The following is a 19,934-nucleotide window of genomic DNA, read 5'->3' on the forward strand; positions in this document are numbered from 1 at the left end:
GAGCAGGCCAGACCCTTCAAGTGGACCAAAACCGCAGACCAGATCATCGACCGCATCTGCCGCTACTGCGACAGGATCTCCGGACCGGGACACTAGGCACTGCGCGGCCGGCGGCCCGTCTTTTTCGTGGTCTTCTTCGCGGCGGTCTTCTTCGCGGCGGTCTTCTTGGTCGGCTGCTTCTTGGCCGTGGTCTTCTTCGGCTTCGGCATCTCGTGCACCGCCGCCTCGGTGGCCTCGCCGCGGGAGGCTCGGGCCTTCTGTACGGACTCGTTCAGGGCGGCCATCAGGTCGACGACCTTGGCGGGCTGCTCCGGCTCCGGCGCCTTGGGCAGCTCGCGGTCCTCCCGCTTCGCTTCGATGATCTGCGCCATGGCCTCCGTGTACTCATCGCGCACTCCAAGCTCCTCGAGGTCGTCGACGGTCATGGTGTCCATCAGAGCGAGCGCGCCGTCGATCTCCTCGTCGGTCACCTCGACCGGCGGTGGGAGCAGCTCGGTGGGGTCGCGGATCTCGTCGGGCCAGAGCATCGCGTGGAGTACGAGCACGTCGCCACGGACCCGCAGCAGGCCGAGGCGTTCCCTGCCGGACCAGGCGTACTTCACGACGGCCACCTTCGACGACCGGCCGAGCGCCTGGACGAGCAGCTTGTAGGGCTTGGCGGCGACGGGCTGGGCGGGCTGGAGGTAGTAGCCCTCGCCGATGCGGATGGGGTCGATGCTCTCCAGCGGGACGAACGCCTCGATCTCGATCGCCTTCGCGGTCGGCAGCGGCAGGTTGCTGAGCTCCTCGTCGCTGATCGGGATGACCTGCTCCTTGGTCAGCTGGTATCCCTTGCCGATCTCGTCGTTGGTGACCTCGCGGTCCTCGACCTCGCAGAACTTGCGCACCCGGACCCGACCGCCGTCCTGCAGGTGGTACTGGTGGAACCGGATGCTGTGGTCCTCGGTGGCGCTGGCCACCTGGATGGGGACGGTGACCAGGCCGAACGAGATCGCTCCGGACCAAATCGCTCGGGGCATGGCAGACCTCCACAATCGCCCCGAGCACGATCAGCCTACGAGTCGTCCCCCACGGCTGCACCCGCAGGCTCCATGGCAGCCTGAAGGGCCGCCATACAGGGGAAACAGTGCTTGTCCGTCGGCTCATGCCTATGGGGCTCTGCCCGTTTCGCCGTCCCGCACAACGTGCCGTTCTTGTCAGCGGCCAGGAGATGCCACACCGGCTGGCCCGAGGCATCTGGGCCGCACCACATTTCGTGCACTGCCGGCTCCCTCCGGCGACGTAACGAGGACGCTGCCATTCGAGCACGGCGCAGGTTACGGGGCGTCCCTTGGCCTCCCATGTGGGTGACCGTCGCCGAGCCGGCGCCGCGCCTCCTGCCGCTCGCTGCCCGAGCTGTTCGAGGACTGGCAGAGCGCGACCATGCACGTTCATGGCTGGGTCCTGCCGCACCGCCCGAAGCCACCCGCCGGTCCGCCGAGCGTCCGGCTGTCCCGCGGCCCTGTGACGCCGTTTTGGGCCGGCACCGCGTGTGTCAGCCCTCAAGCCCGTGCTGCTATGACCCGGCTCGGAGCGGCGAAATGTGGTGTGCCGGGGGGCGGTGGCGCAGTGCCTCGACAGTCGCCGTAAGAGGGCGGGGCTGGTCGCCGTCCGTCAGCCGGGCGGGGACTTGTTGCTCGGCGAGCTTGTGCAGAAGCCGGGCGCGGCCGTCTTCGACGGGCCGTTCCTCGAGGAGCACCTTGCTGAACGTCTTCATGACGGCGTCCGGACCGATTGGGTGGGGATCTGTGCCTGACTCCGCGGCGGTGCTTGGTCCGGTGGGGACCGCCGTCGCGGCATGCGATGCGGAGCGGGGGGAGGGCTGAAGGAATGCTCCACTGGCGGCCTCGCGGTGGGCGTCGTCCAGGAGCTGCTTGAAGTGGTCGACGTCACCGCCGAGGACGCGCACGAATGTCTCCAGGACGTCGCGGTGCGGCAGGACCGTGGCTTCGAGGATGGAGGCGACGGCGCCGGCGCTCAGCAGCCAGCGGCTGGCGACCGCCACGTCGTTTGGTGCGGGGCGTCCTGCGCGCAGGTGCAGTGTGTGGACGGCGGTGCGGAGCCGTTCGGCGGCGGGCATGGGAGGGTCATCCGGTTTCACGGTTGTCTCGCGGTTCTTCTCGCTGAGCTTCTCGGACTCCCAGACGGTTCGCAGAACCTCCGGGTCGGCGCCGCAGGTCTGGGCGAACCTCCGGGTGAGCGCCCAGGTCGGCACGCGTTCGCCGGACAGGATGCGCGACAGGTAGGAGGCGGAGCATCCGATGCGGCTGCTGACTTCCTTGTTCGTGAGCTGGGCGGTGCGGATCAGCATCGACAGGATCGGTGCCAGCCGGTTGTACGCCGCTCCGGACGGTTCGATCGGTGTGGATTGATCGGGGCTTTCCCCTCGTTCGGTGCCTGAGTCGCGGGACTCGCCTGCGGCGTCGCGGTCGGAGAGGTCCTCCGGAGATTCGGCGGTATGCGGGGCCGTGCTGTTGAAGAGGCTGGCCAGCGAGGTGAGCGCCGCCTCGGTGCGGTTGAAGCGGGCGAGGCGGCGAAGGATGTACCGCTCGGTGTAGCGGTGGCGTGCGGTGTCTTCGCTGACGCGCAGGATGGAGCTGATGGTGGACCAGGTGAGGCGTCGGTAGCGGGCCCGGCCGACGACCGCCGCCGTCAGGCCGTCGAGCTGCTCGTGCAGCTGGGCAATGCGGCGCAGGGGTTCCTCTCCGTCGGAGGTCGGCAGAAGCCGCGCGAGGTCGCGTGCGCTGTCCTGGATGTCCTTGGCGATCTCGATGAGGAGTTCGTCACCAGCCGACGGGCCGTGAGCAGCGGCGCGGGGCGCCAGGCTCCGGGATACGGGCCGTGCTTCCGGCGGTGTTCCTGCCGGGGAGGTGGGCAGGGCAGCAGTCTGGGCTGGGGGTTCACCGTGCACGCGGCGCCGGTGGGCGGCTTGGCGGCAGGCGTCTCCGCAGTACTTGCGTGGCCGGCCTTTCCCCGGTCCTCCGGCGAGAGCGGAGCCGCAGAACTCGCACGTGTTGCTCACAGATCTTCCATCCCGTCACGAAAAGGGTTCAGAGCGGGTTGCGCGGCGCTGATACAGCCGAATTTCACCGGCTTTCGTTACACGTCGCGTCCCTGGCGGCCCGGGCCCGGTTGAGGTCGGGCCCGGACCGTCTGGGGTGTGCGGCGGGGGACCGGCAGTGCGTTCCCCCGCCGCCTGATGGGCGTCAGTGCCGGTAACGGCGGCGACGGAAGATCTTGAACGCGGCGCCGGACAGCAGACCGGCCAGGGCGTAGACGGCCTCCTGGGAGACCGTCACCTGAACAGGCGGTCGAAAAACCAGCACGTACCCGGTGAAGAAAGTCGCGATGAACGCAACAGCTGTCTGCGTGCCAAAGCGGTTCACGTAACGGAACTTTTCGTTACGGCCATTACGCTTGCCGCGAGCGAAGTGGCCGTAAGGCCGTTTGGCACGGCGGCGCCGAGGGGTAGATCGCCCCATGGGGCACTCCTTTGTGTCGCTGAAAGCGTGCGGGATCTCGGACAGGGTTTGGTAGACACAGTCGAGATCCCGCACGCACCTGAGGGTGAAGGTACCGATACACAGTGCGATGCGCTAATCACCCATATGCCTCACGCGTGGCCATACCCTAGATCGCCCCAGGACGCATGAGTTTCGTTGCGGACAGAGCAGAAAACTCCCTGACTTCCGTAGCTCCGCGTGTCAGTCATGGCTTGTTTTCATCGGCGAAACTATCCCTTCTTTTTTTGTCGCGAGAGATCAGAATCGATCACAAGAGTCGTCAATATTGACGCGCACGGAAGTTGAAGTGTCAGAACTGTCATCAACCCAGTCATCTCGGCGTCGTATCACGACTCGCACCGTGCAATTGCAGGACCGCTTTTGTCAGCATGCGCCACTACCGTCGGCGGTTTTCTGGGCCGCTACCTGTTCAACATCGAGGCAAGCGGCCCCGGCCGGGGCCTGCGCCCCTTGCGAGACCCCGACGCCGACGACTTCGAATATGACGGGGAGGACTGATACCTCGGCCAGCGCGTTCGGTGGCGTCTGTCAGTGGTGGGCAGGACCGTTGGGGCCGGAGATGGCGCCGAGCTGGGACAGGCCGTCGAGGATGTCGGTGCAGGTCCAGTACTCGACGAACCGGCCGTCGCGGACGCGCAGGATGTCGTTGCCGCTGAAGGAGATCTTCGTGCCGATGGGGGCGGTGGCCTGGGGGAGGCCACCGGTGTAGGTGGCGCGCATGGTCCAGCGGGCGGAGATCAGGTCGCCGTCGACGATCGGGCCGAGGTCGACGGTGATGGTGATGTCGCCGAAGGCGGCCATGGTCTGCTCGATCTCGGGCAGCAGGCGCTCGGGGCCGGTGGTGGCCTCGGAGTCGCTGCCGTCCGGGCGGGCCTGGTGGACGACGAAGCCGGGGTCGAGGATCTCCTTGGCGTGGCTGAAGTCGCCGCGCCACATCTCGCTCCAACGGCCGTAGAGGACGCGCAGATGCTCGGGGGTGTGGGTGGTCATGGGTTCTCCCAAAGGGTCGTGCTACAAAGGATCTGCACCACACATTATCTGCGCAACGCAGATATGAGTAGGATGCGAGGGCGGTTCCATGTCAAACCGAAGCCGTGAGGAGCTGGTCCAGGCGGCGTGATGGCCCCGCGCCACCACGCCGCCTACACCCTGTTCAACCAGGCCATGGCCGAACACCTCGGTCTGCACCCCACCGACCTCCAGTGCGTCAGCCTGCTCGCCTGTGCCGCTGGGCGCGCGGTTAGACGCGCGTGCTGACGTGGCATCAAGCCGTTGATCGCACGACGCGGCGTCGCCCACGGTTCCGGACTGGGCAAGGTGCGCTGGGTGGTCGAGCGTGCCTTCGCCTGGCTGCACGAGTTCAAACGGCTCCGCACCTGATACGAACGACGCGCCTATCTCCACCAGGGCCCTGCTCGAACTGGCCTACAGCCTCATATGTCTGCGCCGCCTACGTGTCGCCTGTCGCGTCTTCTTCGTCGACAGGCTGTGCAAGCTCACCGCCGTCAGTGACAGGCTCGAGCTTCGCCGATCTTCCTTCTGAAGAGCCTGACGGTGCGGCAGGTGAGATCCGCTTTGGCGCGCCGGCAGCATGGTGATGGGCGCGCGTACCGAGGTGGAGTCGACGTTGATGTCCCAGTCGATGTCGCCCTTGCCATCGGCGACGGCTTGAAGGTGCTGGAGGAGCCGGGTCCAGGTGCCGTCGGCCGACCACAGCAGGTGCCGTTTGTGGACGGTCTGCCATGGGCCGAACCGCTTTGGCAGTGCTCGCCACTGCGCTCCGGTGCCAAGTCGGTGGATGATTCCGTTGATCACTTGACGGTGGTTCCGCCATCGGCCGCATCGGTTATTGCTGACCGGCAGCAGCGGCTCCAGCAGGTCCCACTCGTCGTCGGTCAGGTCACCTCTGCTGATCACGATCTTGGCGGTGCATCACCTGTCGGGTAGGTGAGCTATGCCTCGGCCTTCTTCATGAGTTCCACCAGGCTGGAGAAGCTCTCCGCAGCGTGGCCGGCGTCCATGCCGCGCCGAAAGAGGTCGGCGACGGCGGAGGGAAGGGTGGCGTCGACGCCCGAGTCGGCGTGGGTGTGCAGGACGTGCTCAACACTGGCCATCCCCATGCTCAGGCGGTCTACGTCGCCGAGGTGGTTGCCGGCGTCGATGCGTTCGGCGTAGAAGGCGAAGAAGTCGGGCAGCGAGTTTGCGGTGTCGGTGGCGTGGGCCAGGATGTCGGCCGCCGTCAGGCCGTTGGCACGGGCAAGGGCGATCGCTTGCCAGTAGCTCAGCATGCATGTCCAGAACATGACCATACCGAGCTGGTAGAAGAGAGCCGCGAGCCCCGGATCCTCCCCCTGGAAATCGGCCCTGCCGGTGATGACTTCGAGCACAGGCCGATGCCTCTCGAATGCCTCGCGCGGGCCGCTGTAGAAGGTGGACGAGTCGGGCTGCCCGATCCCGGAGGGCGACGCGGCGACGCCGCCGGTGAGGTGCACTGCACCCCGCTCGGCCGCCCAACGGGCGGCGGCCCGGGCCCTCTCGGGGGTGCCGGAACTGAGGTTGACGAGGACCCGGCCGGTCAGCGCCGTTGTGGCCGGGTTCAGCACGTCGTACATCGCCGCGTAGTCGGTGAGACTGAGAATCACCACCTCATTTGCGGCGAGCGCCTGGGCCACCCCCGGTGCGAGCACCGCACCGCGGGACACGAGCGCATCCGCGCGGGAGGAGGTGCGGTTCCATAAGGTGACCGCGTATCCACGATCCAGGAAAGCCGCAGCCATTGCCTGGCCCATGGGGCCGAGCCCGATGACGGTGACCGACTGCTTGATGCTGCCGCTCATACTGAGACCTCCACTGCCACTAAAACGAACGCTCTATTCAGACCGGCGCCCGCACCGTATCACGGCACTGGAACGAACGCTCTACTCAATTGCGCGTACGGTGGCCGCATGCAGACCAGTACTCGGGACCGGATCGTCGTCACCGCAGCGCGCCTCCTGCAGCGGCAGGGCTACATCGGCACGGGAATCAAACAGATCGCCACGGAGGCACAGGCCACCCTCGGGTCGGTCTACCACTTCTTCCCGGGCGGCAAGGAGTCTGTCGCCGTGGCAGCGATCAGGCACAGCAGCCAAGAGTTCGCGGCACTGCTTGAGAAGACCCTGGACAGCAAGGAAGGCCCGGCCGAAGCGGTGAACGCCTGCGCTCGGCAGCTGGCAATGGAACTGCGCGCCTCGGGGTGGATCGACGGCTGCCCCGTCACAGCGGCGGCCCTGGAGACGCTCGGCACCGACTCAGAGATCCAGCAGGCGTGCGCGGACGCCCTGCGAAGCTGGGAACAGTTGGTCCACGACAAGTTGCTGCGTTGCGGCTTCCCCACCGACACGGCCCGCGAGTTGGCAACCACCGTCATCAGCGCCTTGGAAGGGGCCGAAGTTACGGCACAGGTCGCACGCAGTGAGGAACCGCTGCTTGCGACAGGCCGTCAGCTGGCTCGCCTGGTGAACTCGTACGAGGTCCCGCCCAATCCGTAAGCAGCCGACTGACGTTGATCGGAGAGACACGGCCTAGTCCGGTCAGCTCCCCGGGATCCCTCACGAAGCCGAGGCGGATCTTTTTGCTGATACGCGGTCACGGCGAGATTGAGCCGCCACGGAGTGCTGAGCGCTCTCGCCAGCCAGCCATCTGTACTCTGCGCAACGATCTACCGCAGAGCCACACCCCCAGAGAACCGTCGCAGCACCCCAACGAAGAGGGGACTTGCGACGTCACGCAACAGGGAATGGTCCCCCAGAGAACGCCCTCCCGGACGGCCGCATGCTGCCGCTCTCCGAGGATGACCTCGCCAGCCTGCCTCTGCCTACCAAGCACACGATCACGGTGGTGGGATTCATCGAGCCGCACGGTGTGGTCCCGATCAGCTATGACCGGCCGTACTACATCGCTCCCGCATCACGGGACGCGGACCGCCCGTACGCGCTACTGGTGGAAGTCTCTCCAAGACCGGGCTCGTGGCCAGGCCAAGGTCGCGATCCGCAACCGCGAACGCCGGGCGGTGGTCAGCCCGTATCGGGGACTGCTGCTGTTGCAGACCCTGCGCTGGCGTGATGAGATCCGCGACCCCGGAGACCTTGCCCACCTGGTCCCCGCCGTCCCGCTCAGCGACCGTGAGCGATGGCTGGCGGAGGTGCTGGTGCAGGAGATGATCGGCGTGGACGACAGCGTGGATCACGACGGGTACGCCCACGCCCTGGAGCAGCTGGTCGACGCCGTCGTCACGGGAAGCGAGCTGGCCGAACCGCCTCAGCCCGAACCTGCTGTCGATCTCATGACCGCGCTGCAGCAGAGCGTTGAGGAGGCATGAGCCGCCCGGCATCCCACGAAGCATCCCTCGAAGGCCGACCGGAAGGGGCCGTGATCAGCCCGCTCAGCCGATGTCACGGACCTCGATCGCTCCGGCGTGCGGCATGTACTGAATCCAGCACCGCCGACCGAAGGCCTCCCGGATCTCCTCCACGGAGCCCGGGTCACGCACATCGGGCCAGGCCCGTGGATCCATCCGCGCGACCTCCACGAGCGCCGTCACCTGCTGGCGGGCCCGATCGTCCGGCAGCTGCGCCATGACCTCCACCGCGAGCTCCTCCACCACCACGCCGTACCGCATCCCGCACACCCCCGTGTGATCGACTCGGGCAGCAGCGTAGGGAGGAACCAGACCGTGTTCCGGCCTGTGGATAACCCCGGGGACGGGTCGGACGGCGGGGCCGCTGTCCGACCCGTACGTCGACCGCGACGTCCTCGCCGAGCCGAACCGATTGCCTGCGAGGAACAGAACCCGTACCCCGGTAGCTGGCCGAGCCCCGGTTGACCGCCAGCGCGGGTATGTAGACGAGCTGCTGCCCGTGATTGAGCAACACGTTGATCCACAGAGTCGCCATGCCGTCGGCCACATCGACTGCCCAGACGACGTCCTCGCCCATGGCGAGCACGTCTGCGAGCAGGGCCAGCAGATCCAGCTCATCGTTCAACACCCGTGGCGACAGCAGCCGCTTGCCCTCGGCGTCCAGGACCACGCAGTGGTGGTGCGTCTTGCTGATGTCGATCCCCGCCCAAATCCGGGCCACCCGTTCCTCTGGTCGTTCGATATGCGCTCTTCTCCCGGACGGCCTCGCCAGCGTGGTCCTACTCAGCGATGCACCCGGGGGCGCCCGCAGCTCATTGTTGAATTGAGCCGTCTTGAGACCCCGGGCGGCCAGGTGAGCGAGCCATCAAGGGCACCCACTGAAAGCCGTACCGGGGTCTCTGGGCCTCTGGACCTTACGACTGGCCCGTTCCCGCACAACAACGTAGGACCCACTGACCGGAATGGCGGCGGTGGTGAGGGCCCGGCTTGGGGGTCCGGCGAGGGGGCGGGTCGGCAGAGCCGGAAGCCATCACCAGCGGTCGGCCCAGTAGATGGCGTTCATGGCCGCGCGAACCGGGGCAGCGCCGTACCTGATGTGGCGCCAGGGGCTGCCATTGTTCGTGTAGTTCATCCGGTAGGTCCCCGTGCGCTGCGTCCGGAGTTCGCTGTGATCCAGTTGCGCGGACATCGCGTAGCGCACGAGGTGCTGGGCGCCGGCGGCCTCGGGTGTTGCCGAGTTCACGTTGGCCACGTAGTCGAAGTGGGAGGCGATCAGGGTCCAGTCCGTGCCCCCCTCGCCCTGCGGCAGGGTCGGTCCGAGCCAGGCCATGAAGGGAGAGGACGGGCGCATGTCCCGGCACTGCTGGCCCTCGACGTCGCCGCAGAAGTAGGTGAGGATCCCGCCGCGGTGCGGCGTACCGAGCGTCACGACATCCTCCACGTACAGCTTGGGAGGAAAGCCGTCCTCGCCGCGCTGGGTTCCGGCCAGGGCCGCGCGCGCGATGAGTCCGCCCATCGAGTGGGTTATCACATCGACGCTCTTGCCCCTCAACGTGTACCTGCGGTGGATGTCCCAGGCGAGCTGCTGTCCCAGGTACTTGATGGACGTGTCCGCGTCCCCGTCCTTCGCAATGTTGACGGTGCAGCCCCCGCCGTTGTCGGCGGTATAGAAGCCGACCTTGACGAACTCCCCGGTCCAGCCCCAGCCCCTCATGGAACGGATGGCGCTTTCCATTTCCTGTCGCATCCCGGACTGTCCGGGGTGTAGCCCTTGACCAGGTAGACCGGCTTGTCGGCGCTGTCGCTCTTCGCCGGCGGGGCGGGCTCCGCAGCCTGCGAAGCCGGGGCGCCGAGTCCCACGGCGAACGCCGCCATCGCCATGCCGACGGTGAGGGCGGTCCTGACTCTTCTGCCTAACACAGACATTCCCTTGTTCCTTTCGGATTCGGCTGCTGTGGGGCGAAGTCTTGTGACGCCCGAGCCGTCCGGCAAGGCCCGTTCCAGCACGGGTTTCTCCCCATGCGGTTCACCAGCCTTTCCGCTCCTGTCCCGGACAGGCGCTACTGGTTCCGGACAATGCTCCGGCACCGTTTTCCCGTCCGTGGGGCATCAGCACGCACCTGTTAGCCACCCACCTGCCGCAAGGTCGCAGCACGCTGATCCGCGATGCGCGGCTCGCCGATGCTGAAGGCTGCGGTCGTCGGGTCCAGCAGCTCACCCACCAGCTGTGCGGGCGAAGCTCGAACTGGCCCGCCGTACTAAAACGCCGGATTCCACGTCGTGGTCGAAGGCATCCTCTACGCCGACCACTACGGCGACATGCTCGCCCAGCTTCGCGCCGACCACTGCGGCCCGACCCACGGCTACTATCTTGACGTGCCGTTCGACGAAACCCTCGCCCGGCACGCCACCAAGCCGATCGCCGATGACGTCAACGAGACGCAGCTGCGCGACTGGTACCGGGAGCGCGATCTGCTGCCCGGCGGCATCGAGACCGTCATCGGCGCCGACAGCGCCCTGCACGAGACCGTCGCATCATGACCGACACCAGCCTGGCCTACGTGCCCGCCGTGAACCGCTGCCCCGGGCACTGCTGTGACAGATGGTGAGCCGACATTCCGTCACAAGGAGAGCCGTCCTGCGGGGTCCCATACGACCAGCTCCCCGTCCAGCGCGGCGGCGTCCGGCAGCTGCGCGGCCCCGGCTCCGATCTCAAGGATCAGGCACGGGGGTGGCCAGCATCGGCTCCGGCAGTGTCCACGTCACGCACCATGCCTTCCACCCAGGCCACCGGCCGCCCAGGTGACGACGGCGGGCGGACCGGGCATGGTCGGGCGCGTGGGGATCCCCCGACTGGGCGATGTGATGTACCTCAATCTCCTCAGGACGCAGTTCGGGCCACACCTGGAGACCGGACGACGGCAGGCGCACCGCACGTACGGGATCTTGCAGGCCGGAGGGCAGCTGTCGCATGCCGGTTGGATCACCGCGATCGCGGTGTCCTCAAAGGGGCGGTCTACTGGGGCAGGTGGTGTAGTTCGTTTTCGTAGAGTTCGGCCGGATCGAATCCCATGCCGGTGAAGTGGCCTGCCAGTTCCAGGGAGAGGATGCCGTGCAGGCGGGTCCAAAAGCGCAGGGCGCGGCGCAGGGCGGCCGGCGGTGCGGGGTGGTCGGCGGCCCACTGCCGGTGCTCGGCGAGGTGGGCCTCCAGGGGGGTGTCGGGATGGCTTGCGTCCGGGTTTTCCGCGGCTGCGCCGACCGGCTGGGCGGCGTCGAGGAGGGCGTCCATGATCTCTGAGGCGATCATGGTGACGTCGTCGGGTGCGTGGTAGCCGGGGACGGGTGTGCCGTAGACGAGGAAGTAGCGCTGGGGGTCGTCCAGTGCCCAGGCGCGCAGCGCGCGTCCGAGTCCGGCCAGGTCCGCACCCGACGCGGCGGCGGTGCGGAGGGTGTCGGCGAGGCTGCGGTAGGCGTCCCGGATCAGTTCGGTGATCAGCTCGTCGCGGCTGGCGAAGTACCGGTAGAGCGCGGGGCCGCTCATGCCCATCTGCTTGGCGATGGCGTTCAGGGACAGCCCCGGCGCCCCGGCGGCGGCGATCTGCTCCCAGGCGCGCTCCTTGATCTCGGCCCGCAGCTGGGCCCGGTAGCGCTCGCGTGGGGTCTCCTTGCCCGCGACAGCCATGTGCTCGTCCCTTCACCCACCTGGACACCGGTACCTGAGGTGCCGTGCGGTGCTGCTCGGCGCCTCCCTCGGAGTTAGAGCCTATAGCGAAAGTTCTTGACCGTCACCCTGGCAGTCAGTTATAACTTCTAACGAAAGCGCCAGCCACTAACCGTGCTGGTGAGAGTTGAGGGAGGTCGTCATGAACGCCGAAGTGATCGAGGTCGTGCTGCCGGGCAAGGTCGAGCCGGAGGGGCTCGAGGTGCGGCAGGGTGCCATCCTCACCCCCGGCCCGGGCCAGGTCGTCGTCCGCATGGAAGCCACCGGCGTCTCCTTCGCCGAGCAGCAGATGCGCCGGGGCCGCTACTACGACCAGCCGCCCTTCCCGTTCGTCCCCGGCTACGACCTGGTCGGCACCGTTGTGGCGGCCGGCGAAAGTGTCGGCCTCGGTCTCGTCGGCACCCGGGTGGCCGCGCTGCTGAAGGTCGGCGGCTGGGCCAGCCACGTGGTCGTCGACGCCGCCGACGTGGTGCCGGTGCCGGACGGGATCGGCGCGGCGGAGGCGGAGACCGTGGTGATCAATGGCATCACGGCCTGGCAGATGCTGCACCGCAAGGCCCGCGTCCGCGCCGGGCAGACCGTCCTGGTGCACGGCGCCAACGGAGGAGTCGGCTCCGTCCTGGTCCAGCTCGCCCAGGCCGCCGGCGCGAAGGTGATCGGTACCGCTTCCGCACGCCACCACGCAGCCCTGCGGGAGCGAGGAGTGACCCCGATCGACTACCGCACCGAAAACATCCCGGCACGCGTCCGTGAAATCGCCCCGCTCGGTGTAGACGCCGTCTTCGACCACGTCGGCGGCCGCAGCATCGTCGACTCCTGGAGCCTTCTCGCGCCCGGCGGCACGCTCGTCTCCTACGGCAGCGCCTCCACCCGCGACGATGAGGGTTCCAAGCAGTGGCCCGTACTCAAGCTCCTCGGGCGGGTGTGGCTGTGGAACGCCCTGCCCAACCGCCGCCGCGCCTACTTCTTCAACGTCTGGGCCGGCCGGGCCCTGAGCCACAGCCGCTTCCGGGCCCGGCTGCGCGCCGACCTCACCGAGGTGTTCGAAGCGCTCCGGCGTGGCGAGATCACTGCCCAGATCGCCGCCGAGCTGCCCCTGACCCAGGCCGCCGAGGCGATGCGGCTGGCCGAGTCCGGCACCGTCGCCGGAAAGATCGTCCTGCACGCCTGACGATCCACGCAGAAGCCGGCGAACACCCGCCTCACCGTCCCCGCACCTCCTCTGCGCCGTCACGGCGCGAAGACGCTCAGGAGATCCCCGCCATGTCCAGACTCCACACGTATGCCCGGCGCGCCTTCACCGCCGCCGTCGTCGCCACGGCCACCCTCGCCACCCCGGCAGTCGCCGCCCCCGCTCGCACCCAGCCGACCACCCCCGCGAGCCGGATCAGCTGGAGCGCCTGCGCAGACGCGGAGTTCGAGGGCATGCAGTGCGGCACGCTGCGGGTCCCGGTCGACTACACCCACCCGCGCGCGGGCAGCCTCACCCTCGCCCTGGTCCGCCGCCCCGCCGACGACCAGGCCCATCGCCAGGGCACGCTGCTGCTCAACAACGGCGCCGGCGGGTCGTCGATCGAACAGCTCCGGCTGGCGATGCGGATCGGCTTCCCGTCGTTCGCCGGCGCCATGAGCCGGAACTTCGACCTGGTCGCCGTCGACCCGCGCGGAGTGGGCCACAGCACGCCGATCCGCTGCACCACGCCCCTCAAGCCCGCCGGCGTCAGCCAATTCCCGCGCAACCAGGCGCAGTTCGACAGGCTCGTGGCCCACAACCGCGCCTTCGCGAAGGACTGCCTGCGCCGCAACGGCCCCCTGGTCGCCCACGTCGACCTGACCAGCACCGCGCGGGACTTCGAAGCCGTGAGAACCGGTCTCGGCGAGAAGCAGCTCAACTGGTACGGCATCCACTACAGCACGCTGCTCGGGCGTACCTACGCCGACCTCTACCCCGGCCGACTGCGCACCATGGTCCTCGACACGGCGCTGGACGACACCACCGCGCCCGCCGAGCGAATCCGCAGGGAAGCAGCCACAGCGGAAGAGGCGTTCCGCCGCTTCACCACCTGGTGCGCCACCTCGACGGACTGCGCCCTGCACGGCAAGGACGCCGCAGCGGAGTACGACGCCCTCGTCGCACGCGCCGACCGCAGCCCGATCCCCGTCACCGGCGGCGGCCGACCACTGACCGGCGAGGACATCCGCAGCGCCACCCAGGACTACCTGACCCTCTCCGGCATCACCTGGCCCGCCCTCGCCCGGGCCGTGGTCAAGGCCCAGGCCGACGACGCCACCGACTTCACCTACGAACCCGACGACACCCTCGACCCCGTCCAGGTCCAGGTCCCCGCCTGCCTGGACACCGCGCGCCCGGTGACCACGTTCGAACAGCTCACCCGGTTGCGCAAGGACCTGGCGCGCATCTCCCCGCACCTGGGTGGTGCCGTGCGCTCATGGACCGCGCTCACCGGCTGCCTCGGCTGGCCCGTCCCCGCCCACCCCGTGGCGGCCGGCGCCCCTGTACACGGGGCGCCGCCCACGCTCGTCCTGCAGTCCACCCACCAGGCCCTCGCTCCGCACAGCGCGGGTTTCGCCATGGCGGCTCAGCTGCCCGGCAGCGTCGTCCTCAGCCGTGAAGGCGACGACTACAGCATGTTCCTGCTCTCGCAGTGCGTGCGCGACGCCACCAACCGCTACCTCACCACCCGCGCGCTGCCCGCTCCCGACACCACCTGCACCGACTGACACTCGTCCCACTGACCAGACATGCGAGAGCCATCATGACCACCACCGCACGCCACCGGATACGCCTCCTCTTCCCTGCCGCAATGGCCGCCCTGGCCGTCAGCGCAACGACGGCTGCCGCACACACCTCCTCCGCCACCACAGCCGAACATGCAGTCACGGCACACAGGCACCAGACCCCCGCCAAGGGACCCAAGGCGATGCTCGATGCGTGGCTTCGCCTCTGGAACGGCGACTTCACCCAGGCGTCGGGCATCATCTCGCCGGACTTCAAGGTCCACGCCGCCCTCTTGGACGGAGGGGACGGCAGCAGCATCCGAGGCGCGGACGGCCTGGTGGCCTGGATCTCCCAGACACGCGCCGCCTTCCCCGACCTGCGCTTCTCACTGCAGATCGACCCCTTGATCGCCGGACACCGCGCCTCCGTGCGCTGGACGGCCACCGGCACCTACGCCGGCGGCTTCCCCGGGGCGAAGGCCCAGCCCGGCACGACCGTCACCTTCAGCGGCACCGACACCCTGCGCATCAAGGACGGCAAGTTCGTGGAGTACTGGCTGAACTCCGACACCCTCCAGCTCCTCACCCAGCTCCACGCCCTGTAAAGGACCACCCGCCCGCTGCCCCGCCGCCCTCACCGACCGCATGGTCGGTGAGGGCGGCGGGGCATGCGTGGCAGGCTTCCTCGGCCCTAAAACAGCGCTGCGGCAGCGGCGGCGAGGCTCTGAGGGTGTGTCAGCTGACCTTGGCCGGAACCTGCTTGATGGCGTCGACGATGGTCCGCTGGGTGACGGCGCTGGTGAACAGGACGGTGCCGGGCTTGATGATTGCCTCCGGGCCGCCGGCCTTGCTCACCTGGACGGTGCGCTTGCCGAGGAAGACGTGGGTGGTTCTATCGAAGATCCATTCCTCGCGCTGGCCGCTCTTGTCGTCCAGCCGGGCGACCGCCACGCCGTGCCGGCCGATCGCGTCGACGGCGTCATCGACGGTGACGACGCCGGGGATCTTCGCGGCGGCCTTGAACAGGGCCTTGGTCAGGGCGGGCGGCGGGTAGCTCTCGCCCAGCAGGTCGCCGATCGTCGTGAACGCCTCCTGGTCCGGCGAGTTGCCGTGTCCCTCGGTCTCCTTGTAGATCTTGGCGAGGAGGGCATCGGGGTCGGTGGGCAGCTTGGCCAGGTATTCGTAGGACGGGTGGTTGAGGCCGGCGACGGGGGTGTTGCCCTGCTCGTCGGGAAGGCTGAGGGTTTCTCCTTCTGGACTGTCGTTGACGGCGGGGTCGATCAGCCAGCCCCTGGTCCCGTCGGCCGAGTACCACACCTGGCGCTTGTGCAGCTCGTGGCTGGCGAGGCTGCTCTTGTCGCCCACGGTCTTCACGAACGTGTCGGCCGTCTCGGACTCGATGTAGACGTACTGGCCCGGCTTGAGAACCGGGTGGTTGTCCTGTGCCGCGGCAAGGGAGGCCTGGTCGAGCAGCTGGGTGACTCCGCGCGGGCTTGTGGCGCCGATCTGTGTGGTCAGGGCCGGGCCGGTGGCGATGACAGGGCCGTTCCCGTTCCCGCCGCCGGTCATCGCCGTTCCGGCGATGACCGCAGCGGCCACGGCAGCGGCCAGGGCGGGCAGTGCGACAGCCGGGCGGGGCAGCCGGAGCCTGCGCACTTTCGGGATGCCGGGGGTGCCGGGGGACGACTCGCGCGTGCGCTGTGCCTGCTCGATGCGTGCCATCAAACGCTCCTTGTGATACTCGTGGCGGCCCGTCGGCAGGTCACGCGCAGTGTGGGACAGCAGCTGTGCGACGGCTTCCTCCCGAGCGCCCGGGCTCTGCCGGGGGGTGTTCGCGCTCATCGGTTTCCTTCCTGTGCGGGCCGGACGGTGTTGATGTGGTCACCTGGTATCTGTCGGCCGGCCACCCCGGCTTCCCGCCTGCTCCGAACTTTTTCGGATCCCCCCACGCTTCGGGTCCGCTGCGCAGGCCGGGCGGGGCCGCTCGTCACGTGCCGGCCCGCTGTCGCGGCACCGCCGTGCTGTGCGAGCTCGACCTCTGTGAGGGAGTGGAGCTTCCTGCGGGCCCGGGAGAGCCGGGACGCGACGGTGCCCACGGGGATCCCCAGCGCCTTCGCCGCAGCCTCGTAGTCGAGCCCTTCCCCCAGGCAGAGCGCGACGACCTCGCGCTCCTGTCTGCGCAACGCGCCGAGTGCCCGGAGGGTCGCCGCCAGCTTGCGCTGGTCGTCGATCTGGGTGGTGACCTCGTCGGCGTGGTCGGGCACGGGCAGTTCGGCCGCGGCCGTGGCCGCTGCTGCCCGGCGATAACCCCGGTTGCTGCGCAGCTGGTTGCGTGCGGTGTTGGTGGCGATGCCGAGCAGCCAGGGCCGTAGGGAGCCGCCTTCGGCATCGATCCTGTCGCGTAGCCGCCAGGCCTCCATGAAGGTGGCGGCCATGACGTCCTCGGCCGTCGACCAGTCGGCGGTCAGACGGAAGGCATGGTTGTACACGCCGCGGGCGTAAGTGTCGAACAGCTCGGCGAACGCGGCCGGCTCCCCAGCCCGTAGTCGGGCACGCATGTCAATGCTCACCTCTATGAGCTGTCTGGGCCTCGGCCCGACTTCCAGTGACGTGCCTCACAAGCAACGTGCCTGTCGCGCCGTGCGAGCCGGTCGCACCCCCGGGCGGTAGTGGCCAAGCGGTGGCTGACCGTTCGGCCCATGTCTTGGGGATGAGGGACTTGCCAGCCGAGTGACATAACTGACGGGACCTCCCAGCGGCAGGAGCTCGCCCTCCTGCTGTCCAGGCCGGGTCTGGGATCCGGTGTCCCCGCGTCCGCTCGGATCGCCCGCCTTGGTCGACCAGGAGCACGAGGTTGCGGCAAGGGTTGCGCCTATCTGTTGCGCTGGATGTTGCGCCAAGGGTTGCGCTAGGTGTTGCGCGGCCCGCAGGACCGTCCCCGTGTTCGTGCAGGTCACCACGCGGTTTTGCCGTGGTCGCAGGTACTCCTCGTTACGGAACGGGTGGCTGGGCCTGGGCCGCGGCACTTGTTGAGGCACGGGCCCCCCGCGAGACGGCCGTGATGTCGTCTGCGTCACTTCGGCGAAGCACGAAGATCTTGCCCATAGCGATCAAGCTTGGACCACACAGGAGGGTCGCCAGCCACCAAACGTCCTGGGCGACGTAGATCCCGGCGCCGAGCATCGCGACGCTTATGACTGCACCCAGATACAGACCCGTCATACGAAAGACGTGATGACGTCGTTCTCTTGCCGCCCAAGCTTGCCTCTCGGAACAGCTGTTTGAGTCGCAGTTGGTGCTCGCGCTTCAGCTGGGTGGCTTTGTAAGTGGGAGCTGACACCACTTGTTACTCAGGGGCGAGAACGCCTCGTTTCGCCGGAGGGCGATGTCTGTGAGTTCTGGCAACGCTTGAAGGATTGCGGTGGGAGGATCGGTGTGCTCTGCGGGATGAGGCTGCGATGGCGCCACCGAAGTCCAAGGTCGACTTGTACGCGGCGATCCGCCGTGATGCCCGGGCAGGGATGTCGCACCGGGCCTTGATACGTGAGTACGGAGTCGGATTCCGCACCGTGAAGGCCGCGTTGGAGTCGGTCTGGCCGGAGCCGCGGAAGAAGCCGCGCCCGCGCGGCACCCGCTTGGATGCCTACAAGCCGTTGATCGACGAGATGCTCCGGACGGATCTGGATGCTCCGCGCAAGCAGCGTCACACGGTCAAGCGGATCTTCGACCGACTCGTCGACGAGCACGGGGCGGAGGCGGTGACCTATCCGATGGTGCGGGCCTATGTCGCCGACCGACGGCCTCAGATCGCCGTTGAGGCCGGCCGCGGGGTGGTGCACGCGTTCATCCCGCAGTCCCACCGGCCGGGGGCCGAGGCGGAGGTGGACTTCGGCGACGTGAAGGTACGTCTGGCCGGTGAGTTGGTCACCTGCTTCGTGTTCGCGATGCGCCTGTCGTATTCGGGCAAGGCCGTGCACCGCGTCTTCGCCTCCTGCGGCCAGGAGGCGTCGCGGGAGGTCAGCACCACCCGGGCGCCGTTCTTGACCGCGCTCATCACGTGCGGCAGATCGCGTGCCAGGCGTGGGTGATGTGTTCCTCATGGCGGACCGCAGCGTCGTCGAGCCAGAACAGCTGTTCCTTCTCGTGTGGGTTCCACCGCTGCACGAGCTCTTCGGAGGTGCGGGCCTTGATGGCCGCGCAGCCCCAGTTGTCGGCCGCGCTGATGGCCAGCATCAGCGCGATGACGGATTTACCGACGGCCGGGTCGCCCAGCAGCAGCACGAAGCCGTGATTCCGCAGTGCGCGGGCCGCCTTGCGGTACGCGCCGGTGACCACGAACGTGGCCACCTGCTCGGGCGCGGACGCCATGAGCACCGAGGCCTGGGCGTACGCGCGTTCGTCGAGGATCTGCGACAGATCCCCCAGCCCGTATACGCGGGGGACGAACATCCGCAGCCCGCGGTGCGTGGCGACCATGTCGCTCAGCCACTGCCCGTCCCACACCAGCGGATGCGCCACCCCGCACGCGCGCAGCCGCCGGCGGATCTCCTCCTCGGAGGCGCCAGTGACCCGGGCGTTGGTCAGCAGCACATACGTGCCGCACATCCCCCGTGCCACCAGCGCGGCGGCCTTGGTGAACTCGTCCTCCAGCTCGGACGGGGCGAGCGTGGCGTCGGCCTCACTTCGAGCACCTCTTCGCCCTGCGGGAGTTGACCGGGATGCGTGACCCTGCTGTGCCACGGCCCTATGCCGCCCGCGCTGGCCGCCGCCCTGCCGATGCTGGCGCACGAGCAGGTGCACACCCTGGCCGCGGCCCGCCGCGCCCTGGCTGCCACTGAGCTGGCCGGGGCGCGGCAGGCCGGCCGGTTCGGGTGGTGGGAGACGGCCGCGCAGTTCCCGCCCCATCCCGCCGAGCCGTGCTTCTTGCTGCCGGTGCGACGCACACCGTCCCGCGCCGATATCGAGGCGGTCTCCCGCCGTCTGGGCCGCACCGTGCTCCCGCTGCCCGCGGCCGGCCACTTTCCACTTCAGGCCGATGAGCACACCATGCTCCTCGCACACCGGCTGCATGCGCGCATCGCCCACCCCGTCCACGCCGCGGCACTGGCCCTGCGCATCCTCACCGGCCGCCCGGCAACCCAACTGCCGACCCGACCGCACCGTTGGACCGGGCCAACGGCGACCGCCAGCGGCCGACCCCGTCGTGGGCCGTGGACCTCATCGGGGCAGCAGACTGCTTCGGGAACCTGGACCGGCCCCTTCGCGGCGAAGGGCCGCTGCGGCTGACCGGATGGGACCAGCAGGCGGTAACCGAAGCAGCCCACACCCGCGCGCTGCACGAACCGCCGGCGCCCGGCCCACGGCCAGGGCGCGCCCACGGGCGGCCAGGCAGCACGCGGCAGGGCCGTACCACCACCCCCGTTATGTTCTTCGCGGTCCTGCAAGAGGGCCGCTGGCCTCCGGGCCCGGCATGACTGTTCCCCCCTGTCGAACGGATGACCTGGGGGGTGGT

22 protein-coding genes and 2 pseudogenes are annotated in these 19,934 nt (G+C 68.6%); 10 read left to right on the plus strand and 14 right to left on the minus strand.

Annotated elements, in window-relative coordinates:
• Positions 1-92: 92 nt before the first annotated feature.
• The 4 genes from ku to ACYVMZ_RS38000 form a co-directional block, all read right to left on the minus strand.
• Complete coding sequence (ku, locus tag ACYVMZ_RS37985; protein WP_461087664.1) at positions 93-1,019, minus strand: non-homologous end joining protein Ku; 927 nt, start codon at positions 1,017-1,019, stop codon at positions 93-95.
• Between the two features lie 536 nt (positions 1,020-1,555).
• On the minus strand, positions 1,556-3,061 hold the full coding sequence (locus ACYVMZ_RS37990; protein WP_461087666.1) for a helix-turn-helix domain-containing protein: 1,506 nt from the start codon (positions 3,059-3,061) through the stop codon (positions 1,556-1,558).
• 184 nt (positions 3,062-3,245) lie between these two features.
• Positions 3,246-3,596: a hypothetical protein gene (locus ACYVMZ_RS37995; protein ID WP_461087668.1), complete on the minus strand. Its 351-nt coding sequence runs from the start codon at positions 3,594-3,596 to the stop codon at positions 3,246-3,248.
• Positions 3,597-4,091: 495 nt separating this feature from the next.
• Entirely contained in the window at positions 4,092-4,553 is a 462-nt protein-coding gene (locus tag ACYVMZ_RS38000; protein WP_461087670.1) for an ester cyclase, read from the minus strand.
• A 267-nt stretch (positions 4,554-4,820) separates the two neighbouring features.
• Here ACYVMZ_RS38000 and ACYVMZ_RS38005 point away from each other — a divergent pair.
• Positions 4,821-5,019 (plus strand): annotated as a pseudogene (locus ACYVMZ_RS38005) (transposase); the annotation flags it as partial.
• On the opposite strand, the gene ACYVMZ_RS38010 reads toward ACYVMZ_RS38005, so the two are convergent.
• Complete coding sequence (locus ACYVMZ_RS38010) at positions 4,989-5,480, minus strand: IS5 family transposase (protein ID WP_461087672.1); 492 nt, start codon at positions 5,478-5,480, stop codon at positions 4,989-4,991. The pseudogene ACYVMZ_RS38005 and the gene ACYVMZ_RS38010 overlap by 31 nt on opposite strands.
• Positions 5,481-5,515: 35 nt before the next feature.
• Positions 5,516-6,400 (minus strand): NAD(P)-dependent oxidoreductase, encoded by an 885-nt coding sequence (locus ACYVMZ_RS38015; RefSeq protein WP_461087674.1) that lies wholly within the window; start codon positions 6,398-6,400, stop codon positions 5,516-5,518.
• A gap of 108 nt (positions 6,401-6,508) precedes the next feature.
• Between ACYVMZ_RS38015 and ACYVMZ_RS38020 the strand changes: the two genes are divergently transcribed.
• The 3 genes from ACYVMZ_RS38020 (at position 6,509) to ACYVMZ_RS38030 (ending at position 7,923) form a co-directional block, all read left to right on the plus strand.
• A complete protein-coding gene (locus ACYVMZ_RS38020; RefSeq protein WP_461087676.1) occupies positions 6,509-7,093 on the plus strand; it encodes a TetR/AcrR family transcriptional regulator in 585 nt (194 codons plus the stop codon).
• Positions 7,094-7,376: 283 nt separating this feature from the next.
• Positions 7,377-7,667 carry a Ku protein gene (locus tag ACYVMZ_RS38025; protein ID WP_461087678.1) on the plus strand — a complete coding sequence of 97 codons (291 nt, stop codon included), beginning with the start codon at positions 7,377-7,379 and terminating at the stop codon, positions 7,665-7,667.
• Positions 7,615-7,923, plus strand: coding sequence for a hypothetical protein (locus ACYVMZ_RS38030; RefSeq protein ID WP_461087680.1), 309 nt, complete (start codon positions 7,615-7,617; stop codon positions 7,921-7,923). The genes ACYVMZ_RS38025 and ACYVMZ_RS38030 overlap by 53 nt, the downstream gene beginning before the upstream one ends.
• 63 nt (positions 7,924-7,986) lie before the next feature.
• Here ACYVMZ_RS38030 and ACYVMZ_RS38035 read toward each other — a convergent pair whose 3' ends face one another.
• The 4 genes from ACYVMZ_RS38035 to ACYVMZ_RS38050 form a co-directional block, all read right to left on the minus strand.
• A complete protein-coding gene (locus tag ACYVMZ_RS38035; RefSeq protein ID WP_461087682.1) occupies positions 7,987-8,181 on the minus strand; it encodes a hypothetical protein in 195 nt (64 codons plus the stop codon).
• Entirely contained in the window at positions 8,087-8,683 is a 597-nt protein-coding gene (locus tag ACYVMZ_RS38040) for an IS110 family transposase (protein ID WP_461087684.1), read from the minus strand. Before ACYVMZ_RS38040 ends, ACYVMZ_RS38035 begins: the two co-directional genes overlap by 95 nt.
• Before the next feature lie 309 nt (positions 8,684-8,992).
• Positions 8,993-9,676 (minus strand): esterase/lipase family protein, encoded by a 684-nt coding sequence (locus ACYVMZ_RS38045; protein ID WP_461087686.1) that lies wholly within the window; start codon positions 9,674-9,676, stop codon positions 8,993-8,995.
• Positions 9,673-9,969, minus strand: coding sequence for a hypothetical protein (locus ACYVMZ_RS38050; protein ID WP_461087688.1), 297 nt, complete (start codon positions 9,967-9,969; stop codon positions 9,673-9,675). Before ACYVMZ_RS38050 ends, ACYVMZ_RS38045 begins: the two co-directional genes overlap by 4 nt.
• Before the next feature lie 255 nt (positions 9,970-10,224).
• On the opposite strand from ACYVMZ_RS38050, the pseudogene ACYVMZ_RS38055 reads away from it, so the two are divergent.
• Positions 10,225-10,571 (plus strand): annotated as a pseudogene (locus ACYVMZ_RS38055) (P-loop NTPase family protein); the annotation flags it as partial.
• A 407-nt stretch (positions 10,572-10,978) separates the two neighbouring features.
• Here the strand turns inward: ACYVMZ_RS38055 and ACYVMZ_RS38060 are convergent.
• On the minus strand, positions 10,979-11,644 hold the full coding sequence (locus ACYVMZ_RS38060; RefSeq protein ID WP_461087690.1) for a TetR/AcrR family transcriptional regulator: 666 nt from the start codon (positions 11,642-11,644) through the stop codon (positions 10,979-10,981).
• 181 nt (positions 11,645-11,825) lie between these two features.
• Between ACYVMZ_RS38060 and ACYVMZ_RS38065 the strand changes: the two genes are divergently transcribed.
• The 3 genes from ACYVMZ_RS38065 (at position 11,826) to ACYVMZ_RS38075 (ending at position 15,027) form a co-directional block, all read left to right on the plus strand.
• Positions 11,826-12,854: a medium chain dehydrogenase/reductase family protein gene (locus tag ACYVMZ_RS38065; RefSeq protein ID WP_461087692.1), complete on the plus strand. Its 1,029-nt coding sequence runs from the start codon at positions 11,826-11,828 to the stop codon at positions 12,852-12,854.
• Positions 12,855-12,946: 92 nt separating this feature from the next.
• Positions 12,947-14,425, plus strand: a complete 1,479-nt coding sequence (locus ACYVMZ_RS38070) for an alpha/beta fold hydrolase (protein WP_461087694.1) — start codon at positions 12,947-12,949, stop codon at positions 14,423-14,425.
• A 200-nt stretch (positions 14,426-14,625) separates the two neighbouring features.
• Complete coding sequence (locus ACYVMZ_RS38075) at positions 14,626-15,027, plus strand: ester cyclase (protein WP_461087696.1); 402 nt, start codon at positions 14,626-14,628, stop codon at positions 15,025-15,027.
• A gap of 130 nt (positions 15,028-15,157) precedes the next feature.
• Here the strand turns inward: ACYVMZ_RS38075 and ACYVMZ_RS38080 are convergent, their stop codons facing one another.
• Together ACYVMZ_RS38080 and ACYVMZ_RS38085 are read right to left on the minus strand one after the other, a co-directional pair.
• Positions 15,158-16,264, minus strand: coding sequence for a CU044_5270 family protein (locus ACYVMZ_RS38080; protein WP_461087698.1), 1,107 nt, complete (start codon positions 16,262-16,264; stop codon positions 15,158-15,160).
• Complete coding sequence (locus ACYVMZ_RS38085) at positions 16,261-16,980, minus strand: RNA polymerase sigma factor (RefSeq protein WP_461087700.1); 720 nt, start codon at positions 16,978-16,980, stop codon at positions 16,261-16,263. The genes ACYVMZ_RS38080 and ACYVMZ_RS38085 overlap by 4 nt, the downstream gene beginning before the upstream one ends.
• Before the next feature lie 900 nt (positions 16,981-17,880).
• Here ACYVMZ_RS38085 and ACYVMZ_RS38090 point away from each other — a divergent pair.
• Positions 17,881-18,510 carry a hypothetical protein gene (locus ACYVMZ_RS38090; RefSeq protein WP_461087702.1) on the plus strand — a complete coding sequence of 210 codons (630 nt, stop codon included), beginning with the start codon at positions 17,881-17,883 and terminating at the stop codon, positions 18,508-18,510.
• Here ACYVMZ_RS38090 and ACYVMZ_RS38095 read toward each other — a convergent pair.
• Positions 18,476-19,162 (minus strand): nSTAND3 domain-containing NTPase, encoded by a 687-nt coding sequence (locus tag ACYVMZ_RS38095; protein ID WP_461087704.1) that lies wholly within the window; start codon positions 19,160-19,162, stop codon positions 18,476-18,478. The genes ACYVMZ_RS38090 and ACYVMZ_RS38095 overlap by 35 nt on opposite strands.
• Here ACYVMZ_RS38095 and ACYVMZ_RS38100 point away from each other — a divergent pair.
• Entirely contained in the window at positions 19,145-19,708 is a 564-nt protein-coding gene (locus ACYVMZ_RS38100; RefSeq protein WP_461087706.1) for a hypothetical protein, read from the plus strand. The genes ACYVMZ_RS38095 and ACYVMZ_RS38100 overlap by 18 nt on opposite strands.
• Positions 19,709-19,934: the final 226 nt, after the last annotated feature.

The organism is Streptomyces deserti, assembly GCF_054782695.1.

What these genes read in the sequence shown, in the direction of transcription:
- ACYVMZ_RS38070 (WP_461087694.1), top strand. Translation starts at nt 12,947, where the DNA reads ATGTCCAGACTCCACACGTATGCCCGGCGCGCCTTCACCGCCGCCGTC.
- ACYVMZ_RS38080 (WP_461087698.1), bottom strand. Translation starts at nt 16,264, where the DNA reads ATGAGCGCGAACACCCCCCGGCAGAGCCCGGGCGCTCGGGAGGAAGCC.
- ACYVMZ_RS38035 (WP_461087682.1), bottom strand. Translation starts at nt 8,181, where the DNA reads ATGGCGCAGCTGCCGGACGATCGGGCCCGCCAGCAGGTGACGGCGCTC.
- ACYVMZ_RS38065 (WP_461087692.1), top strand. Translation starts at nt 11,826, where the DNA reads ATGAACGCCGAAGTGATCGAGGTCGTGCTGCCGGGCAAGGTCGAGCCG.
- ACYVMZ_RS38075 (WP_461087696.1), top strand. Translation starts at nt 14,626, where the DNA reads ATGCTCGATGCGTGGCTTCGCCTCTGGAACGGCGACTTCACCCAGGCG.
- ACYVMZ_RS38090 (WP_461087702.1), top strand. Translation starts at nt 17,881, where the DNA reads ATGGCGCCACCGAAGTCCAAGGTCGACTTGTACGCGGCGATCCGCCGT.
- ACYVMZ_RS38020 (WP_461087676.1), top strand. Translation starts at nt 6,509, where the DNA reads ATGCAGACCAGTACTCGGGACCGGATCGTCGTCACCGCAGCGCGCCTC.
- ACYVMZ_RS38000 (WP_461087670.1), bottom strand. Translation starts at nt 4,553, where the DNA reads ATGACCACCCACACCCCCGAGCATCTGCGCGTCCTCTACGGCCGTTGG.
- ACYVMZ_RS38025 (WP_461087678.1), top strand. Translation starts at nt 7,377, where the DNA reads ATGCTGCCGCTCTCCGAGGATGACCTCGCCAGCCTGCCTCTGCCTACC.
- ACYVMZ_RS38045 (WP_461087686.1), bottom strand. Translation starts at nt 9,676, where the DNA reads ATGAGGGGCTGGGGCTGGACCGGGGAGTTCGTCAAGGTCGGCTTCTAT.
- ACYVMZ_RS38085 (WP_461087700.1), bottom strand. Translation starts at nt 16,980, where the DNA reads ATGCGTGCCCGACTACGGGCTGGGGAGCCGGCCGCGTTCGCCGAGCTG.
- ku (WP_461087664.1), bottom strand. Translation starts at nt 1,019, where the DNA reads ATGCCCCGAGCGATTTGGTCCGGAGCGATCTCGTTCGGCCTGGTCACC.
- ACYVMZ_RS38060 (WP_461087690.1), bottom strand. Translation starts at nt 11,644, where the DNA reads ATGGCTGTCGCGGGCAAGGAGACCCCACGCGAGCGCTACCGGGCCCAG.
- ACYVMZ_RS38015 (WP_461087674.1), bottom strand. Translation starts at nt 6,400, where the DNA reads ATGAGCGGCAGCATCAAGCAGTCGGTCACCGTCATCGGGCTCGGCCCC.